The 22,644-nt window shown below is 63.8% G+C and carries 21 protein-coding genes; 9 read left to right on the top strand and 12 right to left on the bottom strand.

From position 1 onward, the window contains the following. The 4 genes from BMZ23_RS13010 to BMZ23_RS12995 form a co-directional block, all read right to left on the bottom strand. On the bottom strand, positions 1-1,242 hold the full coding sequence (locus BMZ23_RS13010) for a TolC family protein (protein ID WP_093478219.1): 1,242 nt from the start codon (positions 1,240-1,242) through the stop codon (positions 1-3). A gap of 80 nt (positions 1,243-1,322) precedes the next feature. Beyond that, positions 1,323-1,658: a hypothetical protein gene (locus BMZ23_RS13005; RefSeq protein ID WP_093478216.1), complete on the bottom strand. Its 336-nt coding sequence runs from the start codon at positions 1,656-1,658 to the stop codon at positions 1,323-1,325. Positions 1,659-1,673: 15 nt separating this feature from the next. Next, positions 1,674-1,979: a copper-binding protein gene (locus tag BMZ23_RS13000; RefSeq protein ID WP_093478214.1), complete on the bottom strand. Its 306-nt coding sequence runs from the start codon at positions 1,977-1,979 to the stop codon at positions 1,674-1,676. Positions 1,980-1,995: 16 nt separating this feature from the next. Further along, positions 1,996-2,550 (bottom strand): cupredoxin domain-containing protein, encoded by a 555-nt coding sequence (locus BMZ23_RS12995; RefSeq protein ID WP_245748226.1) that lies wholly within the window; start codon positions 2,548-2,550, stop codon positions 1,996-1,998. Positions 2,551-2,730: 180 nt separating this feature from the next. Here BMZ23_RS12995 and BMZ23_RS12990 point away from each other — a divergent pair, with 180 nt between their 5' ends. Continuing rightward, complete coding sequence (locus BMZ23_RS12990; protein WP_093478211.1) at positions 2,731-3,414, top strand: heavy metal response regulator transcription factor; 684 nt, start codon at positions 2,731-2,733, stop codon at positions 3,412-3,414. Next, positions 3,411-4,790, top strand: a complete 1,380-nt coding sequence (locus BMZ23_RS12985) for a heavy metal sensor histidine kinase (RefSeq protein WP_093478209.1) — start codon at positions 3,411-3,413, stop codon at positions 4,788-4,790. The genes BMZ23_RS12990 and BMZ23_RS12985 overlap by 4 nt, the downstream gene beginning before the upstream one ends. A gap of 6 nt (positions 4,791-4,796) precedes the next feature. Here BMZ23_RS12985 and BMZ23_RS12980 read toward each other — a convergent pair whose 3' ends face one another. Genes BMZ23_RS12980 through BMZ23_RS12965 form a run of 4 tightly spaced genes read right to left on the bottom strand, consistent with a single transcriptional unit; the run spans position 4,797 to position 8,362 of the window. After that, entirely contained in the window at positions 4,797-5,432 is a 636-nt protein-coding gene (locus BMZ23_RS12980; RefSeq protein ID WP_093478206.1) for a methyltransferase family protein, read from the bottom strand. A 1-nt stretch (position 5,433) separates the two neighbouring features. Continuing rightward, entirely contained in the window at positions 5,434-5,628 is a 195-nt protein-coding gene (locus BMZ23_RS12975; RefSeq protein WP_093478203.1) for a DUF2933 domain-containing protein, read from the bottom strand. Positions 5,629-5,666: 38 nt separating this feature from the next. Beyond that, positions 5,667-7,955, bottom strand: coding sequence for a heavy metal translocating P-type ATPase (locus BMZ23_RS12970; protein WP_093478200.1), 2,289 nt, complete (start codon positions 7,953-7,955; stop codon positions 5,667-5,669). A gap of 50 nt (positions 7,956-8,005) precedes the next feature. Further along, complete coding sequence (locus tag BMZ23_RS12965) at positions 8,006-8,362, bottom strand: hypothetical protein (protein ID WP_093478197.1); 357 nt, start codon at positions 8,360-8,362, stop codon at positions 8,006-8,008. A gap of 227 nt (positions 8,363-8,589) precedes the next feature. Here BMZ23_RS12965 and BMZ23_RS12960 point away from each other — a divergent pair, with 227 nt between their 5' ends. From BMZ23_RS12960 to BMZ23_RS12940, 5 genes are all read left to right on the top strand, one after another. Further along, the gene (locus BMZ23_RS12960) at positions 8,590-8,781 is read left to right on the top strand and encodes a hypothetical protein (protein WP_093478194.1); all 192 of its coding nucleotides are present in this window, start codon (positions 8,590-8,592) and stop codon (positions 8,779-8,781) included. 146 nt (positions 8,782-8,927) lie between these two features. Continuing rightward, positions 8,928-10,826: a 1-deoxy-D-xylulose-5-phosphate synthase gene (gene dxs / locus BMZ23_RS12955; protein ID WP_093478191.1), complete on the top strand. Its 1,899-nt coding sequence runs from the start codon at positions 8,928-8,930 to the stop codon at positions 10,824-10,826. An 88-nt stretch (positions 10,827-10,914) separates the two neighbouring features. Beyond that, a complete protein-coding gene (locus tag BMZ23_RS12950; protein WP_093478188.1) occupies positions 10,915-12,354 on the top strand; it encodes a Wadjet anti-phage system protein JetA family protein in 1,440 nt (479 codons plus the stop codon). After that, positions 12,347-13,018: a DUF4194 domain-containing protein gene (locus BMZ23_RS12945; protein ID WP_093478185.1), complete on the top strand. Its 672-nt coding sequence runs from the start codon at positions 12,347-12,349 to the stop codon at positions 13,016-13,018. Before BMZ23_RS12950 ends, BMZ23_RS12945 begins: the two co-directional genes overlap by 8 nt. Next, entirely contained in the window at positions 13,018-16,653 is a 3,636-nt protein-coding gene (locus BMZ23_RS12940; protein ID WP_093478183.1) for an ATP-binding protein, read from the top strand. The genes BMZ23_RS12945 and BMZ23_RS12940 overlap by 1 nt, the downstream gene beginning before the upstream one ends. A gap of 156 nt (positions 16,654-16,809) precedes the next feature. Here the strand turns inward: BMZ23_RS12940 and BMZ23_RS12935 are convergent, their stop codons facing one another. The 3 genes from BMZ23_RS12935 to BMZ23_RS12925 all read right to left on the bottom strand — a co-directional run bounded on the left by BMZ23_RS12935 (position 16,810) and on the right by BMZ23_RS12925 (position 18,497). After that, the gene (locus BMZ23_RS12935; protein ID WP_093478180.1) at positions 16,810-17,580 is read right to left on the bottom strand and encodes an SDR family oxidoreductase; all 771 of its coding nucleotides are present in this window, start codon (positions 17,578-17,580) and stop codon (positions 16,810-16,812) included. A 159-nt stretch (positions 17,581-17,739) separates the two neighbouring features. Further along, positions 17,740-18,078 (bottom strand): nucleotidyltransferase family protein, encoded by a 339-nt coding sequence (locus BMZ23_RS12930; protein ID WP_093478177.1) that lies wholly within the window; start codon positions 18,076-18,078, stop codon positions 17,740-17,742. Continuing rightward, positions 18,078-18,497 (bottom strand): nucleotidyltransferase substrate binding protein, encoded by a 420-nt coding sequence (locus BMZ23_RS12925; RefSeq protein ID WP_093478174.1) that lies wholly within the window; start codon positions 18,495-18,497, stop codon positions 18,078-18,080. The genes BMZ23_RS12930 and BMZ23_RS12925 overlap by 1 nt, the downstream gene beginning before the upstream one ends. A 150-nt stretch (positions 18,498-18,647) precedes the next feature. Here BMZ23_RS12925 and BMZ23_RS12920 point away from each other — a divergent pair, with 150 nt between their 5' ends. Further along, positions 18,648-20,060, top strand: coding sequence for a plasmid pRiA4b ORF-3 family protein (locus BMZ23_RS12920; protein ID WP_093478171.1), 1,413 nt, complete (start codon positions 18,648-18,650; stop codon positions 20,058-20,060). A 6-nt stretch (positions 20,061-20,066) separates the two neighbouring features. Here BMZ23_RS12920 and BMZ23_RS12915 read toward each other — a convergent pair whose 3' ends face one another. Next, positions 20,067-20,810 (bottom strand): NYN domain-containing protein, encoded by a 744-nt coding sequence (locus tag BMZ23_RS12915; RefSeq protein ID WP_093478169.1) that lies wholly within the window; start codon positions 20,808-20,810, stop codon positions 20,067-20,069. A 173-nt stretch (positions 20,811-20,983) separates the two neighbouring features. Between BMZ23_RS12915 and BMZ23_RS12910 the strand changes: the two genes are divergently transcribed. Then, positions 20,984-22,615, top strand: coding sequence for a methyl-accepting chemotaxis protein (locus BMZ23_RS12910; protein WP_093478167.1), 1,632 nt, complete (start codon positions 20,984-20,986; stop codon positions 22,613-22,615). Positions 22,616-22,644 lie beyond the last annotated feature (29 nt).

Genomic DNA, 22,644 nt, shown 5'->3' with positions numbered 1-22,644 from the left:
TCAGTGTTCCCCCCAACCCAGTTGCAGGCGCATCTGGCTGCTTGCCAGCTGCCCTTGCAGCTGCAGATGCTGCAGCTGCGTTTCCACCTGTGCCGAACGCGCCGCCAGCAGCGGCTCCAGGCCGGCGCGCCCGCTGCGGTAGTCGGCCAGTGCCAGCTCGGCGCGGCGGCTGGCCAGCGGCAGCAATTGCTCATCGCTGCGGCGCACTGCCAGTTGCAGTCGCCGGTACTCGCTCAGTTCGCCGTCCAGCTCGGCCAGCAACCGGTATTGCTGGCCGTCACGCTCCAGCTCCAGCGCTGCCAGCTCGGCCTGACGGGCACGGATGCGCGGCTGCTGGCGACTGCCGGTGAACAGCGGCAGCCCCAGATTGACCTGCACACTGAACATGTCGTCCAGCCCGGCACCACGCCGCTGGTAGGCCAGCTCCCAGCTCCAGTCCGGCCGCCGATCGGCCTCGGCCAGCCGTACCGCGGCCGCCCCTTGCTGCAGCAATGGCTGGTAGCGGGCCAGTTCCGGCTGCTGCTGCAGCCGCTCGCGTAGCTGCTGCTCGTCCACCGGCCACTGCGGCCAGTTGCCCAGGGTCTGCTGCAGCCCGGGGCTCTGCAACCAGCGCCGGCTGGCCGCCTGCAACGCCCCCTGCTCGGCCTGCAACTGCTCGATGCGCTGCTCCAGCTGGGCACGCTCGGTCTCCACCTGCGGTTGTTCAGCCAGACTGCCCTGGCCACTGCGCAGGCGTGCAGCCACCGCCGCCGCCAGCACCCGGTTTTGCTCAAGCAACTGCGGGAACAGCGCCAGTTGCTGCTCGACCACGCGCAGACGCAACCAGACCTCGGCCATCCCCAAGCGAACCTCGAGCCGCTGCACCGCCAGCTCGGCGGACATCCGCTGCCGGGTTGCCTGCGCCAGCTCACGCTGCGCCTCACGCCGCGCCCGGTTCGGCACCTCCTGCATCAGACCGAGCATCTGCATGCTCATGCCATCGGCATTCAGGCGGCCACGGTCATCGCCCTGCAACGGGATGTTTTGCAGGCCAAAACCAAGTTTCGGGTCGGGCAACTGACCAGCCGCCTCGGCGTCATGCCCCGCCGCCTGCTGCTGCAGCTGCCAGGCCTGCAGTGCCGGCGCCTCGCGTTCGGCCTGTTGCAAGGCCTGCTCCAGCGTCAGCGCCGACAACGGCGTCCACGGCAGCAGGGCCAGCACCAGCAGCACAGGCAACTGCGGGCGCGAAAGAAATGCATTCATTGGAATAAATCCCCTGGAGTTCGCGTGCACGGGCACGCCACAGACCCCACCATGGCGGAGCCATCAACCGCACTCAGGGGTCAGGCGCGGGGCGGGCGCCAGAGGGTATCGGGGGAGCTTTCGGGGGTAGCTGGCACTGGCAGGGCCAGCGGTGTACAGCAGGGCAGCGCGCCCAGCGGCAGGCTGGCCGACACCGGCAGCGCGGCACTCACATGACAGCCACCGCCCATCTGGCACAGCAGCTCGGCGGTGGCCTGCAACGGCTCATCCGCCGGCTCGCCATGCAGCGAGGCGCAATCGGCATGCGCCGCTTCCGGCTGCAGACAGGGATCGACCACAGCCAGTGCCGCTGCCAGCGTGGAGAACGCCAGCAACAGGGCACACAGCAGCAGATGCAATGCGGTCGAGGTTTTCATGGTCGGCAGTATAGCTCAGTCGGCGCGCTGCAGTTCACTGACCACATAGGCGCCGTCACGCTGCTCGGCGCGGAAGCGCACCAGATCGCCCACCGCCAGCCCCTCAAGGCTGGCCCCGTCGACCAGCGTGAAGCGCATGGTCATGGGCGCCATGCCAAGGTTCTCGATCGGCCCGTGACGCAGGGTAATGCGCTGGCTGTCAGCATCGATACGGCGGATTTCGCCTTCGCTGAGGGCCTGCCCGGCATCACCCGCCCACACAGTGCCGGCCGCCAACCAAAGTCCCAGCCCCCATGCGGCCAAACTTGATGTTTTAACCATTTACAGTCTCCTGTTGTCAGTGATGTGACGCTGGCCGAACCTGAACCTGACCACGCATGCCGGCCTGATAGTGTCCCGGCAAAAGGCAACCGAACTCGAAACGGCCAGCCCGATTGAATGTCCAGACCAGACTCTGCTGTTGACCCGGAGGAACATGCACCATCCAGGGCTCATCGTGCTCCATTCCCGGGAAAAGCTCCATCATTTGCGCATGTTCGGCAAGCTCTTGTGCAGTTCCCAGCACCAGTTCGTGCATTATCTTTCCTTCGTTGCGAATCAGCAGTCGCAGGGTTTCACCCTTCTCTACCTGCAGATGGCCCGGATGAAAACGCATCTGGTCATCCATGCGGATCAGCACCTCACGATCGACCTGACTATCTTCCGCAACCACACCCCAAAGGGTCTGTTCAGCCGGACCGGTCGGCAAACGTACCTCGATATCAGCCTGATGGGCCGACACGCCAGCCGCCATTGCCAACAGCACTGTTCCCATCATGCCGCTACGCAGCCCTCCGCGCATACGGCCAACCACCTGCATTGGCCGCAGCCTCGGGAACTGTTGCTTGTTCATGCTCACCAATAGCCTCCGGGCCTTTACTGTCCCTGCAGCCTACAGGCAAAACCTGACTCGCGGGTGAGTAGCGGATTACAGTCCTGTAAGGATCGCAAGCAATTGGCGACGCCAAGGCTATCCGCGCCTAGAATGGGGCTGTCGACCAACCTGCTTGAGAACGCTCTGGAACAGCCCTGAATGAAGATACTGATTGCCGAGGATGAAGCCAAAACCGGCGCCTACCTGCGCCAGGGCCTGCAGGAAGCCGGCTTCAACACCGATTTGGTCAACAATGGCACAGACGCCGTGCATACCGTCCTGCTCAACAGTTATGACCTGGTGGTTCTGGATGTCATGCTGCCGGGCCTGGACGGCTGGGAAGTACTCAAAGTCATTCGAGCCGCCGGACAAAACATACCGGTGTTGTTCCTGACCGCACGGGACAGTGTCGAAGACAGGGTCAAGGGACTTGAGCTGGGGGCCGATGATTATCTGGTAAAGCCATTTGCCTTTTCCGAGCTGCTGGCACGGATACGCTCCCTGTTGCGCCGCGGCAGCACCCCTCTGGTTCAGACCAGCCTGGTATTCGCCGACCTTGAAGTGGACCTGCTGAAACGCCGTGCGCGCAGGGGCGGCCGAAACATCGAACTGACCGCCAAGGAGTTCGCCCTGCTCGAACTGTTCCTGCGCAGGCCCGGCGAGATACTGTCAAAATCATTGATCGCATCACAGGTCTGGGACATGAATTTCGACAGTGACACCAATGTCATCGAGGTCGCTGTGCGACGGCTTCGGGCAAAAATCGACGATGACTTCGCGGTAAAGCTGATTCATACCGCCCGCGGCATGGGTTACATGCTCGATACCGGCGAACGCACATGAGTCGCAGCCTGTCGCTGACCGCGCGCATCTGTCTGGCCTTCATGCTGGTGGCAACCAGCGTTATTTCGCTGACGGCGTTGGGCTTCTTCCAGCTCAGCAAGCACCACTTTGAAGAGCTCGACGAAGCCATCCTCAACGAAAAACTGCATGCCATTCGAATCATGCTGCAAGTCTCGCCCCAGCCCCTGCAGGCAGAGCACCAGCAACAGCACCTGCAGGCCATGCTTGGCGCCCACGAATCCATGCGGGTTTTGATAACCCGTGATGACGGAGACATTCTGTTCGCTGAACCACAGGGCTTTCTGGCCGCTGCCAGCGACCCGCTGATCAGTACCCAGAGCCAGTGGTTCTGGCAGGAGGGCGAGCGTTTCTTCCAGGGACTCAGCGCGGAAATAGCCCTTGAGGATTCACCGCCATTGCGCGTATTGCTTGCCCTTGACGTCACCGCTCACACGCTTTTCTTCCGCAGCCTGATGTACTGGCTGTGGTTCGGCATGTTGCTGTGCCTGCTGACCAGCGCATTGCTCGGCTGGCTGGTCGCACGCAGCGGCCTGCAGCCATTGCGCGAGATCACCCAATCCATGACCGGGATGTCCGCCGCCTCCCTTGATGAGCGTATCGATACCCATGCGGTGCCGCGTGAGCTGCAGGCAATGGTGCATTCGTTCAATTCAATGCTCTGTCGGCTGCAGGACGCCTTCGCCAGAATTTCCAACTTCTCTGCGGATATCGCTCACGAAATGCGCACCCCGGTCAGCAATATGCTGACCCAGACCGAAGTGGTACTGATGCGCAAGCGCGACGCTGACACCTACGAAAACAACCTGCACTCCAATCTGGAAGAGCTGTCGCGCCTGTCACGCATGATTGACGACATGTTGTTTCTGGCCAAGTCGGAAAACGGCCAGACGCTGCTGAACCAGCAACCATTGGAGCTGGACGAGCTGGTATCCGGGCAGCTGGAGTACTACCGGATTCTCGCCGAGGAAAAGGGTATCGCCATCGAGGTCATCGGACAGGGGCATATCCACGGCGATGCACCCATGGTAGGCCGGGTAGTCAGCAACCTGTTGTCCAATGCCTTGCGCTACACGCCACCGGGGCAAACCGTGCAGATCCAGCTGCGCCAGCAGCCAGATAGTGTGGAGCTCTGTGTCAGCAATCCCGGAAAGGACATACAGCCCCTGCATCTGGATCGGCTATTTGACCGCTTCTACCGTGCCGACCCGGCCCGCCGAGAGGGAGATTCGGCCAACGCAGGTCTGGGGTTGGCAATCGCCGCGGCAATCGTCAAGGCACATGGCGGCAGTATCCACTGCACCTCGCAGGGCGGCATCACCCGTTTCTGCGTGCAGTTCCCTCGCCCATCCGCCTGAAACCGCTCAGCGTCGCAGTCGCGGTATGAAGCGCGGCGTGCGCAACGCATAAGCGCGCCAGGCATCAGCAAAACGGGCCTCCACCTCGCGCTCCTCACTGGCCGCAAGCCGGGCATACATCCACAACAGAACCGGAAACATCACCAGTGTAAGCAGCGTTGGCCATTGCAGCAGAAAGCCGAACATGATCAGCACAAAGCCGATGTATTGCGGATGCCGCACATGGGCATACAGACCTGTACAGGCCAGCTCTCCGGCCTGCTGGGCGGCATACAGCACCCGCCAGGCCTTGGCAATCAGATAGAACCCGGCGCCGATCAGTAACAGGCTCAACAGGTGGAAGGGGCCAAAGTGCGGCACCGCCTGCCAGCCGAACAGCATCTCAAGCAAATGCCCGCTGTCATGGGCAAACCAATCGATACCGGGATAGCGGGTTTGCAGCCAGCCGGCGAGGAAGTACAGGGTCAGGGGAAAGCCATACATCTCTGCAAACAGAGCCACCAGAAAGGCACTGAACGCACCAAAGGAACGCCAGTCGTGCCGGGTCCTCGGCTTGAAGAAACTGAAGGCAAAAAAGATGAAGATTGCCGAATTCAGTACCACCAGCCCCCACAGGCCATAGTCAGCAAATCCTGTGTGCATGTCAGTCTTCCCCCCGGCCACTGCGCCCATGCGAACCATGTCCCCGATGCATGAACAGATGCATTAACGGGCACAGCAACAAAATTATCCATGGCAAGCTTCCCAACAGATGTGCGCGATGCTCCTGCCAGAGAAAGAACAGCGCGATTAGCGCAAATCCGGCAAACACCAGCCAGTAACGCCGGCTGGCCGGCATTCTCCGATGCTGTCCGTCTTGCCGCGGTGGTAGGTGGTTCATGGCGCACCTCCCTGAGTGTGTCGCGCGAAGCGTCGTTTCAGCAGCAACGAGTTGCCGATCACCGACAGGGAGCTGGCGGTCATCGCCATCACGCCGATCATTGGATGCAGCAATCCAAGTGCGGCCATCGGGATGGCCGCCACGTTGTAAACACTCGCCCATATCAGGTTCTGCACTATTTTGGTGAAGGTGGCTCTGGATAGCTGCATGGCTTCCACAACCCCGGTCAGCTCACCGCGCACCAGCGTCACATCCGCCGCTTCGATCGCCACCTCGGCACCAGCGCCAATCGCAATGCCGACGTTTGCCTGTTTCAGTGCCGGCGCATCATTGATGCCATCGCCGACCATGGCGACATGATTGCCGTAACGTTGCTGCAGCTGGCGAATGGCATCCACCTTGCCCTGGGGCAGCACCTCTGCCTGCACTTCATCAATCCCCAGACTGTCAGCTACCGCTTGCGCGGCACGCTGGTTGTCTCCGGTGAGCATCACCACCCGCAAACCCATGCGCTGCATGCTGCGGATTGCCTCATGGGATTCGCTCTTGAGCGTATCGGCAACCGCCAGCAATCCCAGTGCAACGCCATCGGCAGCCACACAGACCACCGTACTGCCCAGGCTCTCCAGTTGTTGCAGTCGCCGGTCCAGTTGCTCGAGCCCGGCAACACCCAGCTCAGCAAGCAGGCGACGGTTGCCGAGCAGCACCCGCTGGCCGGCAACACGTCCTTCGACACCGCGTGCACCAACCGAGCGAAACTCGCTTACCGCACCGACCTCAAGCCCACGCTCACGGGCACCCTCGACAATCGCCCGGGCAATCGGGTGCTCCGAGGCGTTCTCCACGCTGGCCGCCAGGCGCAGCAACTGCGTCTCCGGGACGCCGTATGCAACCATATCCGTCAGCCGTGGTTCACCACGGGTTATGGTTCCGGTCTTGTCCAGTACCATCACACGGATGTCCTTGAACGTCTGTATGGCCTCGCCGGATCTGATCAGTATCCCGCGCTCGGCACCCAGACCGGAACCAACCATCAATGCTGTTGGCGTGGCCAAACCAAGCGCACAGGGACAGGCAATTACCAGCACCGCAACAGCCGCCAGCAGTGCCAGCACCGGCCCCTCTGCCTGGGGATTTACCCAGGGCAACCACTGCGCCCCCCACGACAAGACCGGGCGCAATGCCTCCGGGAACACCAGCCAGGCGACCATGCTGAACAGCGAAATCAGCACCACCAGCGGCACAAACCGCCCGGTCATGCGGTCAGCAAACTCCTGAATGGGAACCCGTGAGCCCTGGGCCTGATCAACCAGCCGAATGACCTGTGCCAGAAAGGTATCCCGACCAACCCGCAGGGCCCTGACCCGCAACCGTCCTTCCTTGTTGATGGTTGCACCCAGTACCTGATCACCCACCTGCTTGTAGACAGGTAATGATTCGCCGGTGGCCAGGGATTCATCAACGTGGCTTTCGCCGTCGATCACCTCGCCGTCGGTGGGAATCTTGTCCCCGGGACGGACCAGCATAATGTCGCCGGGCTGAAGGTCCTGCACGGCAACTTCCTGTTCAACACCGTCCCGCTCGACCCGTGCGGTTCTTGCCCCCAGCGTCAGCAAGCGCCGAATAGCCTGGGATGCCCGGCCCTTTGCCTTGGCCTCGAGATAACGCCCCAGCAGGTGGAAGGTCATGATGGTGGCGGCCATTTCCATAAAGGATGTCATCGGATAGATGAACCCCAGCAGGCCGATAAAATAGGGCGGCAAACTGCCCAGCGAAATCAGTACATCCATATTCAAAGTACGGTTGCGCAGCGCACGCCAGGACGCCCTGTGGGTCGCTGCACCCCCCGCCAGAAACACCACCGGGAAGGCCAATAGCGCAACCATCACCAGATAACCTGGCAGTGGCCGCCAGAACATCTGAGGAATCATCAGCAGCATGATCAGGCTGGCCGGTATCCCGGCTATCCAAAGCCGGCGTGCAGCTTCAGCAAGGTAGCGTCGATCAACCGCTAGATCCTCATCGACATGGCTGTCCTGGGTACTGGCTGCGCGTACTACGGCCACCTCGTAACCAGCATTTTCGATCGCCTGTCGCAACTGCTGGCGCTCGACGTCACCGTTACGCACACGCACCGAGACCAGATGACTGGCAATGTTGGTGCGCACCTCCAGCACCCCATCCAGCCGCTGCAGGCTCTGCCTGACCAGACCGGCACAATGGTCACTGCCCATGCCGGGCACTATCACCTCATACTCGGCAGCCCCATCAAGCATTGCCTGCATATCCACCTCCCTGGGTCATTCCCGGCGGCTGTACCGCCAAGCAGTGGCGATCAGTGGTGCGCCGCGTGATCGTCCTCGTCTGCCTCAACCTCAGCTGGCGCCTCAAGCGGCGCTGCAGCGCGCCTGCTCAGACAGTCAACCAATTGCAGGCGATGCAGGGCCGCCATCCGGTCATGCATCGCCAGCACCTCCTGCAGATCTGCCTGCGGCTGGGCCATGGCTGCCTGCATGCGTGCCTTCAACTGCTGCATTTCCTGCATCTCTGGATGCCCTGCTTCCATCATCATGCAGTCACCCGGCATACTGCCCATCATTGGCTTGCCGCCCATCATGCCCTGGGCATTTGCCAGGCCAACTGCCACAGCCAGCCCGACACCAAACACCATTGCAGCTTTGCGGTTGTTCATCTGTGCTCTCCTGTTTCACCCAGCCGAAAATCATCGACCTGTCACTGATAATGAAACTGCCGAGCTTTCACATGGCTTAGGCAACCATTACATCCCTGTCAGCTTGGCGCTGATAGTCAGCCAGGCTGGCTGCTGGGCCCCATTGCAAAGCTGTAATCCACCGGCAAGCCACCTGTCAGGGCGCGCACGGCATGATGGATCTGCACTTTCAACAAAGGAGAATCACCATGTGGAAAGCCACTGCCCTGAGCATCGCCGCCCTGTTAGTTTTCAGCATCAGTCAGGCCCACGCCGAAGATGGCAGCCTGCGCTACCGACTGATGGTTGAACGCATTGCACTGGATAACAGCAACCCCAACGGCCTCAACCCGCAATGGGCCAACCCAAGCCAGCTGCCTGAGCAGCGCGCCAAGGACTAACCATTCACAGGCTCTCGGACTGCGCAGCAGTTGGGCTGGCCGCCGGCTTGGGGTAAACTGCGTGCCTGTTTTTCTGCCGCATCCCGTGGCAGCGTCGCCCGCCACAGGCCTGCGGCCTGCTGCAGCGCACCCGAGAGCACCCGTTGATGCCCAGCACTTTCCACGACATGCCGCGTAGCCGGCCTAGCACCCCGCTGCTGGACCGGATTGACGACACCGCCCAGCTGCGCCAGCTGGACGAGGCGCAACTTGCCACCCTGGCCGACGAACTGCGCGCCTACCTGTTGTGGAGCGTCAGCCAGACCGGCGGGCATTTCGGTGCCGGACTCGGCGTGATCGAGCTGACCATTGCCCTGCACTACGTCTACCAGACCCCGCATGACCGCCTGCTGTGGGATGTCGGCCATCAGGCCTATCCGCACAAGATTCTCACCGGGCGCCGCGAGCAGATGCTCAGCCTGCGCCAGAAAAACGGCCTGGCGGCCTTCCCGCGGCGCAGCGAAAGCCCCTACGACACCTTCGGCGTCGGCCACTCCAGCACCTCGATCAGTGCCGGACTGGGCATGGCGATTGCCGCGCGGCTGCAGGGCAGTGACCGGCGCACGGTGGCGGTGATCGGCGATGGCGCCCTGACCGCCGGCATGGCCTTCGAGGCGCTCAACCATGCCGCCGATGTGGATGCCGACATGCTGGTGGTACTGAACGACAACGACATGTCGATTTCCGACAATGTCGGCGGGCTGTCCAACTACCTGACCAAGATCCTCTCCAGCAGCACCTACTCGCACCTGCGCGAGAACAGCAAAAAGGTCCTGTCGAAGATCCCCAGGGCCTGGGAACTGGCGCGGCGCACCGAGGAACATGCCAAGGGCATGCTGGTGCCCGGCACCCTGTTCGAGGAACTCGGCTGGAACTACATTGGCCCGATCGACGGCCATGACCTGCCGATGCTGGTCTCCACCCTGCGCAACATGCGCGAGCTGAAAGGCCCGCAATTCCTGCATGTGATCACCCGCAAGGGCAAGGGCTTTGCCCCGGCCGAGGCCGACCCGATCGGCTACCACGCGATCACCAAGATCGAGCCGAAGCCGGACCAGCTGCAGGCACCGAAAGCCGTGCGCCTGAAGTTCTCCAACGTGTTCGGCCAGTGGCTGTGCGACATGGCCGAGCATGACCCGCGGCTGCTCGGGATCACCCCGGCGATGCGCGAGGGCTCGGATCTGGTCGCCTTCAGCCAGCGCTTCCCGCAGCGCTACTTCGATGTGGCGATTGCCGAGCAGCACGCGGTGACCCTGGCCGCCGGCATGGCCTGCGAGGGCGCCAAGCCGGTGGTGGCGATCTACTCGACCTTCCTGCAACGCGCCTATGACCAGCTGATCCATGATGTCGACGTGCAGAACCTCGACGTGCTGTTCGCCATCGACCGCGCCGGTCTGGTCGGCGAGGACGGCCCGACGCATGCCGGCAGTTTCGACCTGAGCTACCTGCGCTGCCTGCCGAACATGCTGGTGATGACCCCGGCCGACGAGAACGAAACGCGCCAGATGCTCACCACCGGCTTCCTGCACAACGGCCCGGCAGCGGTGCGCTACCCGCGCGGCACCGGCCCCGGCACACCGATTGAACCGACGCTGGAACCCCTGCCAATTGGCAAGGGGCTGATCAGCCGTCAGGGTCAGCGGGTGGCGATCCTCTGCTTCGGCACGCTGCACGCCAACGCCCTCAAGGCCGCCGAGGCACTGGATGCGACGGTCGCCAACATGCGTTTCGTCAAGCCGCTGGATGGCGAACTGGTCGGGCAACTGGCGGCCAGCCACAGCCTGCTGGTGACCCTGGAAGAGAACGCGGTGATGGGCGGTGCCGGCAGCGCGGTGAACGAATGGCTGCAGGCCCAGGGCATCAACCTGCCGGTACTCAATCTGGGGCTGCCGGATCTGTATGTCGAGCACGCCAGGCCCGAGGAAATGCTCGCCGAGTGCGGTCTGGATGTGGCCGGCATCGAACGCGCTATCCGTGCCCGGCTGGCCAGTCTCGGCGACGCCTGAGCAGCCTCCGGTCAAGCACCAGCGGGGCGCCACAAGCCGGCTGAATGCGGCATAATGCGCGACTGATCCACTGCGCACCGGATGCCGCATGTTCTTCACCGACCAGCGACTGCACTTCTTTCGCCCGCTGACCAGCAAATACCGCGAACAGATCGTCGAATGCCTGCGCCTGCTGCACCAGCGGCTGTACAGCGCAAATGCCGACCACGGCGAATCACTGCAGCGCGAGCAACTGGTCGAACTGTTCTGCGAGGCGCTGGAACGCGCCCCGCTGCTGGACGATGACGAGCAGGACGGCAGCCGTTTCAAGAGCAACCGCGAACAGGCCGGCTGGGTGCTCAACAGCCTGCTCGAGCATGGCTGGCTGGAGCGTCAGGTCGACCAGGCCAGCTTCGCCTCGACCTACCCGTTCAGCCGCCTGGGCCGGCTGTTTACCCAGTCGCTGGTGGAAGCCGCCGGGCGCAACGCGCGCACCCGCCACCGCAATACCCGCAACACCCTGAACGCTCTGTCCGCGTTTGCCGAGCACGGCGAGGTCTACGACCTGCTGGATGCCCACGAGGCCTCGGAGCGCATCCTCGCCGACTTCAGCGACATCATTGCCGAGCTGGAGGAGCGCAAGCGCCAGCTGGTGCGCGAGGTCGAGGCGCAGCAGCTGGTGGAACAGGCCAGCGAGCAGTTCTTCGAGTTCATGGAGCGGCGCTTCCAGCCGGACCTGGCGATCCGCCTGTCGGCCGACAGCGTGGAAAAGCACCGCGAGCGCATCCTCAAGACCATCGAACGCATCCGCCGCAAGCCGCGTGAGTGGAAGGCACATGCCGAACGCGAACTGCGCCGGCTGTCGCCGGACCTGCTGGTGGATGCCAACAGCTCGCTGCTCTGGCAGCTGCTGGACACTATCGAACTGCGCCTGCGCAACGCTGCCGACATCATGCTGCCGACCCTGCGCCGCACCCTGCAGAGCTTCACCCAGCGCGCCGACATCCTGATCCGCCAGCTCAGCTACCTGCACAGCCAGAAGCACAACGACATACTTGCAGTCTGCCGCCAGCTCGGCGAGTTGCCGGAGGCCGAGCGCAGTGCGCGGCTGCTGGCCGCCGGCACGGCGATGGCCGGGGTGCGCGTGGCACTGCCCGACCCGGCGCAGATCCGCCTGCGCGAACGCCGCCAGCGCCCGCCGGTGCAGAGCCTGATGGCCGAACAGCAGCCGGCCGACCCGGCCACCCTGCGCGAGCTGGCGATCCAGCAGTTGCTCGACAAGGCCTTCAGCATCACCGCCAGCGAACTGCGCGGCTACCTGCAACGGGCGCTCGGCGAGGCGCGCCGGCTGGACAACCGCGACCTGCCGGTAAACAGCGCCGGCGACCTGCTGGCGCTCAGTCACCTGATCGAGCTGGCCAGCGCCGAACACGCCGCCCAGGGCCTGCGCCTGCGCATCGAACCGAGCGCCGAGCCAGTGCTTGGCGAAACCTATTTCAGCCGTCGCGACGGCTTTATCATCGAACTGGAACACGACGACCATGCGTGACGCACTGGAAGCCGCCCTGGCCAACCGTGGCCTGACCCCCGAGGACTTTTCCGAGCTGATGATCCGCCTGCTCGACCGTGGCGTGCTCAGCCGCGACCAGAGCAAGCGCGAGGCCGAGCTGTATGACCGCTACCTGCAGGTCGCCGACCTGGTCGAGGACTACCTGCAGGTATTGCGCATCCGCCTGCTGCACGAGCCGCGTTTCCACCTGCTGCGACTGTTCCCGCCGGGGGCCGAGGCGCCTGGTCTGGCGGATGCCGAGGATGGCGAATCGGCGGCCCTCCGCGAACGCCTTAACCAGCAGGAAGTAATGCTGATCCTGGTGCTGCGCGCCGAGTACGACAAGGCCCTGCGCGAGGGCGCGGTGGATGAACTGGGGCAGGTGATGCTGTCACTCGAAGCACTCAACCTGGCCCACCGCAACCTGCTTGGCCGCAGCCTGCCGGACCAGCACGGCGAGCGTCAGGCATTGCTGCGGCGCATGCGCCAGCTGCGGCTGATCCGCAACCCGGCCGACAGCGGCGCCGAGGCCGAGGCCTGGCTGACCGTTCGCCCGGGCATTCTCAGCCTGGTCACCGACACCGCCCTCAGCCAGCTGGCCGGTGGCCCGGACGACCACAGCCCGGACCCGGACAGCGATGCCGATGATGAGGAGCTGCGCTGATGTACCTGAAACGCTCGATCACCCTGAACTGGGGCAACCTGCCCAACGAAGAGCTGGAATACGGCCCGGTCAACCTGTTCTCCGGCGGCAACGGCTCGGGCAAGACCACCGCCGCCGACGCGCTGCAGACGCTGATGACCGCCGCCCACGACAACCTGTTCAACTACAATCCAGGGCAGGACGAAACCACCCAGCGCGGGCGCGGCGGCAAGCAGGTGCGCACCCTCGCCTCCTATGTTCTGGGCTGTGACGACGGCGCTTTTGCCCGGCCCTGGGACACCGACGGCTATATCGCCGGGGTGTTTCACCCGACCCAGGGCGAAACCGCCGAGGTCTTCACCGCAGTGATTGGCGTACGCGCCCACCTGGACGCCGCCGGCAGCAGCCGGCAGGCCCGCCAGGACGAGTTGCTGCTGATGCTGTTGCCCGGCGAGATGCTCAGCCTCAGTGACTTTATCCACCAGCAGACCGATGGCCGGCATGTGATTCCGGTGCCGCAACTGCCCAACCTGCTGCGCCAGCGCCTGGGCAAGGCGCAGGTCGAAGTCTACGACAAGAAAAGCCAGTATCTGGCGCGCCTGTACGGTGCCCTGCGCGGCAAGCGCGATGCCGTATCGATCCGCGAGGCCAAGCACGCCGCGCGCACCTTCGCCAACTTCATGGCCTACAAGCCGGTGCGCTCGATCGACCAGTTCGTTGCCGAGGAAGTGCTGGAAGCCCGTGACTTCGGCGATACCATCAAGCGCATCCGCGACCTGCTGCGCACCGTGCATGGCATGGAGCAGGAGGCGGCGCGGGTGCGCAGCGCGGTGGATATCCTGCAGCAGGCGCGCCAGCAGGCCGAGCACTACCAGCTCGACTGGCTGCAACGCACCGGCCTTGACTACCAGGCCGCCGCCCAGCGCTGGCAGCACAACCAGCAGGGCTACCTGAGCGCCAAGGAGCAACAGCAGCAGCTGCAGGCCGAGCTGCACGCGCTGCTCGATGACCAGCGCCTGACCGCCGAGCGCCAGCAGCAGGCGCACCAGGAACAGGTACGCCTGGAAGCCGTGCGTCAGGGCATCCCGGCACTGCAGGGCAAGGACCAGCTGCAGCAGCAGCGCAACCAGCTGAACCGCCAGCTGCAGGAAGCCATCGCACCGCTGCGTGCCCAGGCCGCCCAGCGCGACCGCAACCTGGAGGCGCTGCACGGCGTGCAGCAACTGCTGGCCCAGCACAGCCTGGCGGTCAACCTGCCGCAACTGGCCTCACGCGGCTGGCAGCAGGCACTGCGCACGGTACTGGCTGACCCGCAACAGCCGGTTTCCGAGCTCGACCAGTTGCTCAACCGTGACCTGCTCGACCTCAGCCCGCTGGAGGCCGGCCTGGACCGCATCCGCGCCCAGCAGCAGGCGCACAACCAGCTGGCCGAGCGCCTGCAGGCCAGCGACAGCCAGGGTGTCAGCCTGCGCCAGCACCTGGACCGGCAGATCCAGCAGAAGGCTGGCGAACTGGCCAGCTGCGAACGCCAGCTGCAGCAGATCGAACAGCGCATCCACACCCTGAACGCCAGCCGCGTCAGCTACCCGGCGCATGTCGAGGATGCCCTGCGGGCGATCCGCCAGCAGTGCCCGCAGGCCGACCCGCGGGTGCTCTGCGACCATATCGAGGTGCTCGATGCGGACTGGCAGATGGCGATCGAGGGCTATATCGGCGGCAGCCGCTTCGGCATTCTGGTCGAGCCGGAATTCGAGGCCGAGGCGATCCGTATCGTGCGCCAGCTTGGCGGCCGCGAACGCAACCGCGCGCGGGTGATCCAGGGCGACAAGGCGCGCCAGGATGCCGAACGCCAGAGCCTGCCGGAGGATTCGATCCTGCAGGTGATGCGCTTCAGTCATCGGGTCGCCGAAGCCTATGTACGCGCCTCCTACGGCAGCGTACTGAGGGTGGAAGATCCCGCCGCACTGCGCCACACCCGTCGCGGCATCACCCGCGACGGCATGGGTTCGGGCAACTATGCGCTGTTCCGCTGCGACCTCGACGACGGCCAGTTGGTATTCGGTGCCGCCGCACGCCAGCGCAACCTGCGCGCGCAGCAGGCCAGCCTGGAGCCGCTGCAACTGCAGCGCCACCAGCTGCGTCAGGAACAGGCGCTGCTGCGCCAGCTGGAACAGTTGCTCGGCCAGTTTGCCGCGCTCGACTATGCCGCCTGCGCCGGCCAGCTGCTGACCAGCCAGCGCCAGCTGCAGGATGTCGAGCGCCAGCTGGAACACCTCGAACTGGGCCAGTACCGCGATCTGGAACTGCAGCAACAGCAGGCCAGCCAGCGCTACCGCGAACTGGAACGCCACGCCAAGGAACTCGACCAGCAACAGGGCCGGCTGGAGGAAAAGCTCGCCGCCCTCGGCCAGCAGCTGCGCCAGTTCGCCGACCGCAGCGACGAACTGCTGGAGCACAAGGAAAATGCCGAACAGGCGCTGCTGGAAGCCGCCGCCGAACTACCCGGCCTGGACCCGCAGGCGCACCTGCAGCAGCTTGACGAGCAACTGGCCCAGGCCCACGGCAGCTTCGACTTCAGCGAGCAAAGCAGCAGCATGGGCGCCAGCCTGAACCGCCAGGCGGTGGAACTGGAGCGCGCCATCGCGCAGTACAACCAGCAGGCCCAGCCGGCCGACCAGCTGCTGCACGACAGCCCGGCCGAACTGCACAGCGCCGGCTTCTACCGGCATGTCGGCCAGCTGCGCCTGCAGCTAGACAACCTGCACAACCGCCTGCGCAACAACGTACTGCTGGCAAAGCAGGAACAGCTGGCAAGCCTGCGCGACAGCTTCAACAGCACCTTTGTCAGCGACCTCTGCCACGAGATCCACCAGGCCATCCACGATGGCCGGCGGGTGCTGGAAAACCTCAATAGCGAGCTGGAGCACCACCAATTCGGCGCCGACCGCGAGCGCTTCCAGTTCGAATGGAACTGGATACCGGAATTCCGCGAGTACTGGGACTTCTTCCGTGAAGTGATCGACATGCCGAATCTCGGCGACGGCGCCAGCCTGTTCGACGTCAGCCTCAGCCCACGCGCCGCCGACATCCGCGACCGTCTGCTGTCACTGCTGCTGGATGGCGACGAGCAACAGGCGCTGCGTGAACTGGAACGCATCAGCGACTACCGCCGCTACCGTCGTTACGACATCCTCAAGCATCCGCAGGGCAAGCCGCCAATCCGCCTCAGCGAATACGGCACCGGCTCCGGCGGCCAGCTGGAAACCCCGGCCTACATCATCCGCGCCGCCGCCGTCACCAGCGCCTTCCGCTTCAACGACGGCGACAGCCACCTGCGCATGGTGATTGTCGATGAGGCCTTTATGCACATGGACGAGACGCGCTCGCGCGAGGTGATCGGCTACCTCACCGAAACCCTCGGCCTGCAGCTGATCTTTATCATGCCGACCAGCAAGGCCGGCCCGTTCCTCGACCTGATCAGCAACCAGTTCGTGTTCAGCAAGGTGCCCAGCGCCCAGCCGATCGGCGAGCTGAACACCCGCGTACTGCTCGACCGCCAGCAACTCAACCGCGAACGGGTGGCCGAGCTGTGGGCCCAGCACCGCCGGGTCATCCGCCAGCAGGGGTTGCTGGACTTTATGCAGGATGTGGTGTGAGGGAGGCTCCGGGCAGACCAGTGCGCGGCTCGCCATACCCGGCAAGCAGTTCTGGACACGCCGTAAACCCGTCCCTGGGGGCTCGCCGCTAGCCATCCCTGGCTATCGACGGTCCAGAACCCCTTGCCGGGCATGGCGCAGAATCACGAATCCGGGTTAAAGGGTAAAACCGCCATCAATCGGGATCACCGCCCCGGTCATATAAGCACCTGCGGTGCTGGCCAGCATGATTGCCAGTGCCGACATCTCGTCCGGGCGGCCCCAGCGGCGCATTGGAATGTCGTGGCAATCGCGCGCCAGCGCCTCAGGGTCATGGTGAATGTGCCGGGTCATCTTGCTCGGGAAGCGCCCCGGAGCAATCACGTTGACGTTGATATGCTGATCCACCAACTCACGCGCCAGCTGCCGCGACAGCTGGTGCACCGCCGCCTTGCTCGGCCCGTAGGACCAGGCATCCTCGTTCATGGTGGTGATGCCCGCCACCGAACCGATATTGATCACCCGTGACGGGTTCTGGGCACTGGCACCCTGACGCAGCAACGGCAGCAACTGCTGGGTGGTGCTGAACACCGCCGTCACGTTCAGCTGCATGACCTTGGCCCAGCCCTCGGCGGGAAAACTTTCCAGCGGCGCGCCCCAGGCGGTGCCGGCATTGTTCACCAGAATGTCCAGCTGCCCGGTCAGCCCGGCCAGTTGCTGCGCCAGATCACGCGCGCCCGCCTCGTTCGACAGGTCCGCCGCCAGCGCCGTGCAATCGCCCCACTGGCGCAGTTCCTCGGCGGTCGCCTGCCCCTCGTCCAGCTTGCGACTGCAGATAAACACCCGCGCCCCGGCCTGTACAAAGCCCCGGGCAATCATCTTGCCGATGCCGCGACTGCCACCGGTGACCAGCGCGGTGCGCCCGGCCAGACTGAAATACTGCTGCATACGTCACTCCCGCAATCCCCAGGCGCCGGGCCCGATGCCCGCGCCAGCCTGCCCACACCCTAGCCGCCCGGCCGCCACAGGCCAAGCCGCAGCGGCATTCAATCAGGCAGCAGAATGGTTGGGCATAGGGGATGGCGAGCTAGCAACGCCAGCACTGGATCAGGGGTTGGCGGCGTGTTCCGTGGCACGCTGGTAGAAACACAGACCAACCCGGTCAATGTGCTCCCTGAGTTGCGGATTGTCGATATCGGCATAGCGCGACAGATCAACCATCCACGGCAACAACAAATCATCAATGCGGTTTTCCAGTGCCATCAAGTCTGACAGACTCAGTCCGTTATCCCTGATGCTCAAGTCAATATCCGAACCCGGCCGCCAGTTGCCCTTGGCCCGTGAACCATACAGCCAGACACTCTCAATCGCCGGCCACTGACTGAACAGGCCGCACAATGCCTGGATGGCGGATTCAGGCAAGCCAGTGTCCTGCAAATGGCTCATCACGACTGCTCTGCCCGTGCCTGCATGTCTGCGGCAAAGGCCTCGAACAGACTGAAATACAAGCCCAGCACCTGCTCGCAAATGGCATTGGCCACCGACTCGTTGTAGGTGTGCGCGGACTGGTTGCGACTCTTGATCATTTCCATCCAGCCTTCACCATCAGCCACCAGCCCTTGCTTGAAGGCCGTGCGAATTGCATCGCGGGAACCGGTGATGCTCGGGTTGCCCTGATACAGGAAGTAGTCCTTCATCAGATTCCAGGCCAGCTCAAAGACAAACTCGAACGCCTGAATCAGCCCCTGTTTTTCCAGATCGCTAAGCGGCCTGCTGTTGGCCAGCTGAACCGCCTCACGCAGGCGCGCAAGGGCCCGTTGATAATTGGCAAGGCGTTGCAGCCAACGCACATCCTGTTCTGACATGCTTGCTCCCGGGAACTGGTGAGTATGGCTCAGCAGTGTAACCGAGTTTTCCGCTGCAGCACGCCGCTGACTGATTGAGCGGCCGATTGAGCATCCCGCCAGCGAACAGTAAGCTGGCACCCACCGCCCACCTGTGACAGGCGCAAGCCAATGCCAGACACCCTGCAACTGCAAGTTACCCTCAAATACAGCACGCCGCGCATCTGGCGCAGGCTGCGTGTCAGCAGCGATGCCACGCTTGCGGAGCTGCACCATACCCTGCAACTGTGCATGGGCTGGAGCGATGCACACCTGCACTGTTTCCGGGGAAGTCAGGGACAGGTCTTTGGCGACCCCGAGCAGGACCCGGACGGCATGCTCGACTGGATTGACGAACACCAGGTCAGGCTGGGTGATGTGCTGGTCAGCGACAAGCATCGCCTGTACTACGACTATGACTTCGGGGATGGCTGGGAGCACGAGATCCGGCTGGAAAAGCGCTTGCCGGCCCTGGCCGACGAGCAATTGCCTCGCTGCCTGCACGCCGTCGGGTTTTGTCCGCCGGAAGATGTGGGTGGCATTCCGGGTTTTGCCGAGTTCCTGCATGCACTCAATGATCCGCAGCACCCGGAGCATGAGCACAGCTGCAGCTGGTGGGGCTCGACCGAGTTTCCACAAGGCAACCCGGCGGTTGATCAAATCAATACCCAGCTGGCCGCTCTTGGTGGCGTTGGACATCAGGTGCATCGGCGCAATGCCCAATCACTCGATGACTTCGCCGGATTGAGTCCGAATGCCGTGCATGCCCTGCTCTACCAGACCTTCGACTGCCCCGAGCTGTTGCAGTGGCAAGCCCCGAACACAGCTGAGCTGTGTCAGCAGGTGCCGTTGTTACGCATGCTGGCCAGCTTGCTGGACGCTCTGGGTGACCAGGGTGTGAAGCTGACTGCCAGAGGCAACCTGCCATTGGCCGTGGTCCGCGCCATGCTGACTGCCGGTGACCCACAGCAACTGAGCCGTTACCCTGAGGCCCTGACATCAATCCGCTCCGAGCTGGACTGCGTGCCGGTGCACTTCGCCCATGTGATGGCTGACCTGTGTGGTCTGGTGCAGGTACGCAAGGGCCGTCTGCTGGCTCGCAAACGGTTTGTTGCACTGGGCCGGAACAACCAGTGGGGCACGCTCTATCTGGAACTGCTGGAGTGCATCCTGAGGACCTTCAACTGGGCCTGGCTGGACCACTATGATGACTGCTACGGCATTCGTACCACTGCGCCCTTCATGTTTTGGCTGCTGCAATGCCATGCCGGCGACTGGCGTGAGGAAGGCGACTGGCTGGAAGACTGGTTGCGGGCCTTTCCAACGTTGCCGATGGAGGCCCGGGACCGGCCATACCAGTCAGCCCGGGAACAGGTCATCTACGCCATGGGCCACCGCCTGTTCAGCCTGTTCCAGTGGCTGGGCCTGGTTGAGCAGCAAGCCCACCCAAGCTCGCGAGACAAATTCGCAGTGGCGCCGCTATTCATGGTCCGCGCCACCCCGCTGCTGGGTCAGCTGGCGCGTTTCAACATCCCGCCAGGCTGAACCCCCTCAGCCCTTTTTCACCGGCCGCTGGTCCCTGATATAGGGCGTGCCGTGCTCGCGGCGCGAGAGGCTGAACAGGCCCATGCCCTCGACCAGTTCGCTGAGCTTGGTATAGCCGTAGTTGCGCGGGTCGAATTCCGGCATCTGCTTGGCGATCTGGCTGCCGACCGGGCCGAGGTTGGCCCAGCCGTCTTCGTCGGCGGCGGCTTCGATGGCCTGACGGAACAGGTGGCAGAGTTTGGCGTCCTGGCGCAGTTCCTGCGCGGTCTTGCGCTTGATTGCCGCCTCGCTGGCTTCGCGGCTGCTGAAAATCTCGGTGTAGATAAAACGGTCGCAGGCGGCGACGAAGGGTTTCGGGGTTTTCTGCTCGCCAAAGCCGTACACCTGCCTGCCGGATTCGCGCAGCCGCGAGGCCAGGCGGGTGAAGTCGCTGTCGCTGGAGACAATGCAGAAGCCGGCGAAGTCGCCGCTGTACAACAAATCCATGGCGTCGATGATCATCGCGCTGTCGGTGGCGTTCTTGCCGCTGGTGTAGGCGAACTGCTGGATCGGCTGGATCGAGTGCTCCAGCAGGGCGGCTTTCCATTTGCCCAGCGCCGGGGTGGTCCAGTCGCCGTAGATGCGCTTGACGCTGGCCACGCCGAACTTGGCCACCTCCGCCAGCAGGCCCTCGACAATCGCCGGGTTGGCGTTGTCCGCATCAATCAGTACCGCCAGTCCGCTGCTGCGCGGGTGTTCCTGTCCGTTCATGGCAAAGCTCCTGTCTGACCATGCCTGCATGCTGGCACGCTTTGCCGGTTATGCCCAGCCGGCGGGCGGGCCTCATGGGCACTGCTATCACTGTGATAGCAAGTATTTATGTACAAATATTTATTCTTGTATAAGATATGCAGACGCTGTACAACATCCATACAGGTATACCCATGAGCAGATCACTGAGTACCGCCCAACGCCTTGGCCTGGGCTTTGGCCTGATAGTTGCGCTGCTGCTGGCCATCACCCTGATCGGGATTCAGCGCGTCGGCATCATCGACAGCACCCTGACCTATGTCAGCGAGAACTCCACCAGCAAGCAGCGCCAAGCGATCAACTTCCGTGGCAGTGTGCATGACCGGGCGATAGTGCTGCGCGATGTGGTGCTGACTAACTCCGACGCCGAGCAGGCGGCGCTGCTGCGCGAGGCACAGCGGCTGGAGGACTTCTACCGGGAGTCGGCGCAGACCATGCGCCAGGTATTTGGCCGTGCCTACAACAGCCCCGAGGAGCAGCGCCTGCTGGATGCCATCAATGACATCGAGCAACAGGCCCTGCGTGCCACCGCCGAGCTGCTGCAACTGCAACAGCAAGAGGCCCGCCGCCAGCACCTGCGCAACCAGGTGGCGCCGGCCTACAGCGAGTGGCTTAAGCGCATCAACGCCTTTATCGACTACAAGGAAGCCGACATCGAGCGCGAGCTGGGCACTGTGCGCGCGGTGGCCGGGGGTTTCCGCAACAGCATGCTGGGTATCAGTCTGCTGGCGGTGCTGCTGAGTCTGGTTGCCAGTGTGCTGATCATTCGCCAGTTGCGCCGCACCCTGGGTGCCGAACCGCAGGAGGTCGCTGCACTGATGCGCCGGCTGGCGACCGGCGACCTTAGCCTGCCGGCTGGCGAGTTTCCGCGCAACAGTGTAATGGCGGCCGCTAGTGACATGCTGCAACGGCTGTCCGGCACCCTGGGCAAGGTCAACCATGCAGCAAGCGAACTGCGTGATGCCTCCAGTCAACTGGAAGCCACCGCCGGCAACAATATCCAGCAGGTCCGCCTGCAGACCCGCGAGTCCGAGCAGATCGCCACCGCCATCAACCAGATGGCCGCCACGGTCAACGAGGTGGCCGGCTATGCGGCGAATGCCGCGCAGGCCACCCGCAGCGCCGAGCAACTGGTGGCCGATGGCGACCAGCGCGTGCAGCAGACCGCCAGTGCCATCCAGCAACTGGCGCAGACCCTGGAAACCGCTGCCGAACGGGTCGATCAGGTGTATCGCAGCAGTACCGATATCGAGCGGATTACCGAGGTGATCAATGCGATTGCCGAGCAGACCAACCTGCTGGCACTCAACGCGGCCATCGAGGCGGCCCGGGCCGGCGAGCAGGGCCGTGGTTTTGCGGTGGTGGCCGACGAGGTGCGTTCGCTGGCGGCACGCACCCAGAGCTCCACCCGCGAGATTCAGGAAATGATCGGCAACCTGCAGAACGGTACCGGGGCTGCCGCCCAGATCATGCAGACCAGCCGCGAGCTGGCCGGCAACACCGTGTCCCAGGTACAGCAGGCGCAACAGGCACTGCTGCAGATCCGCAATGAGGTAACGGCGGTCAATGATTTGAATACCCAGATCGCCAGTGCCGCCGAGGAGCAGAGCGCCGTGGCCGAGGAAGTCAACCGCAACGTCACCCGTATCCACAACGCCACCCTGGAAACCTCGGCCGGCAGCGAGCAGGTCTCGGCGGCCAGTCAGCAACTCGGCGGCCTGGCTCGCCAGCTAAGGGCCGAGGTAGAGTTCTTCCGGGTCCAGTAACCGCTTTTTACCCAGCCGGGCCCGCCATC

Origin of the sequence: Halopseudomonas yangmingensis (assembly GCF_900114825.1) — a bacterium.
Classification (GTDB): Bacteria; Pseudomonadota; Gammaproteobacteria; order Pseudomonadales; family Pseudomonadaceae; genus Halopseudomonas; species Halopseudomonas yangmingensis.
Note: the sequence above shows the minus strand (reverse complement) of the source record. Positions and strands in the feature narration are given on the sequence as shown.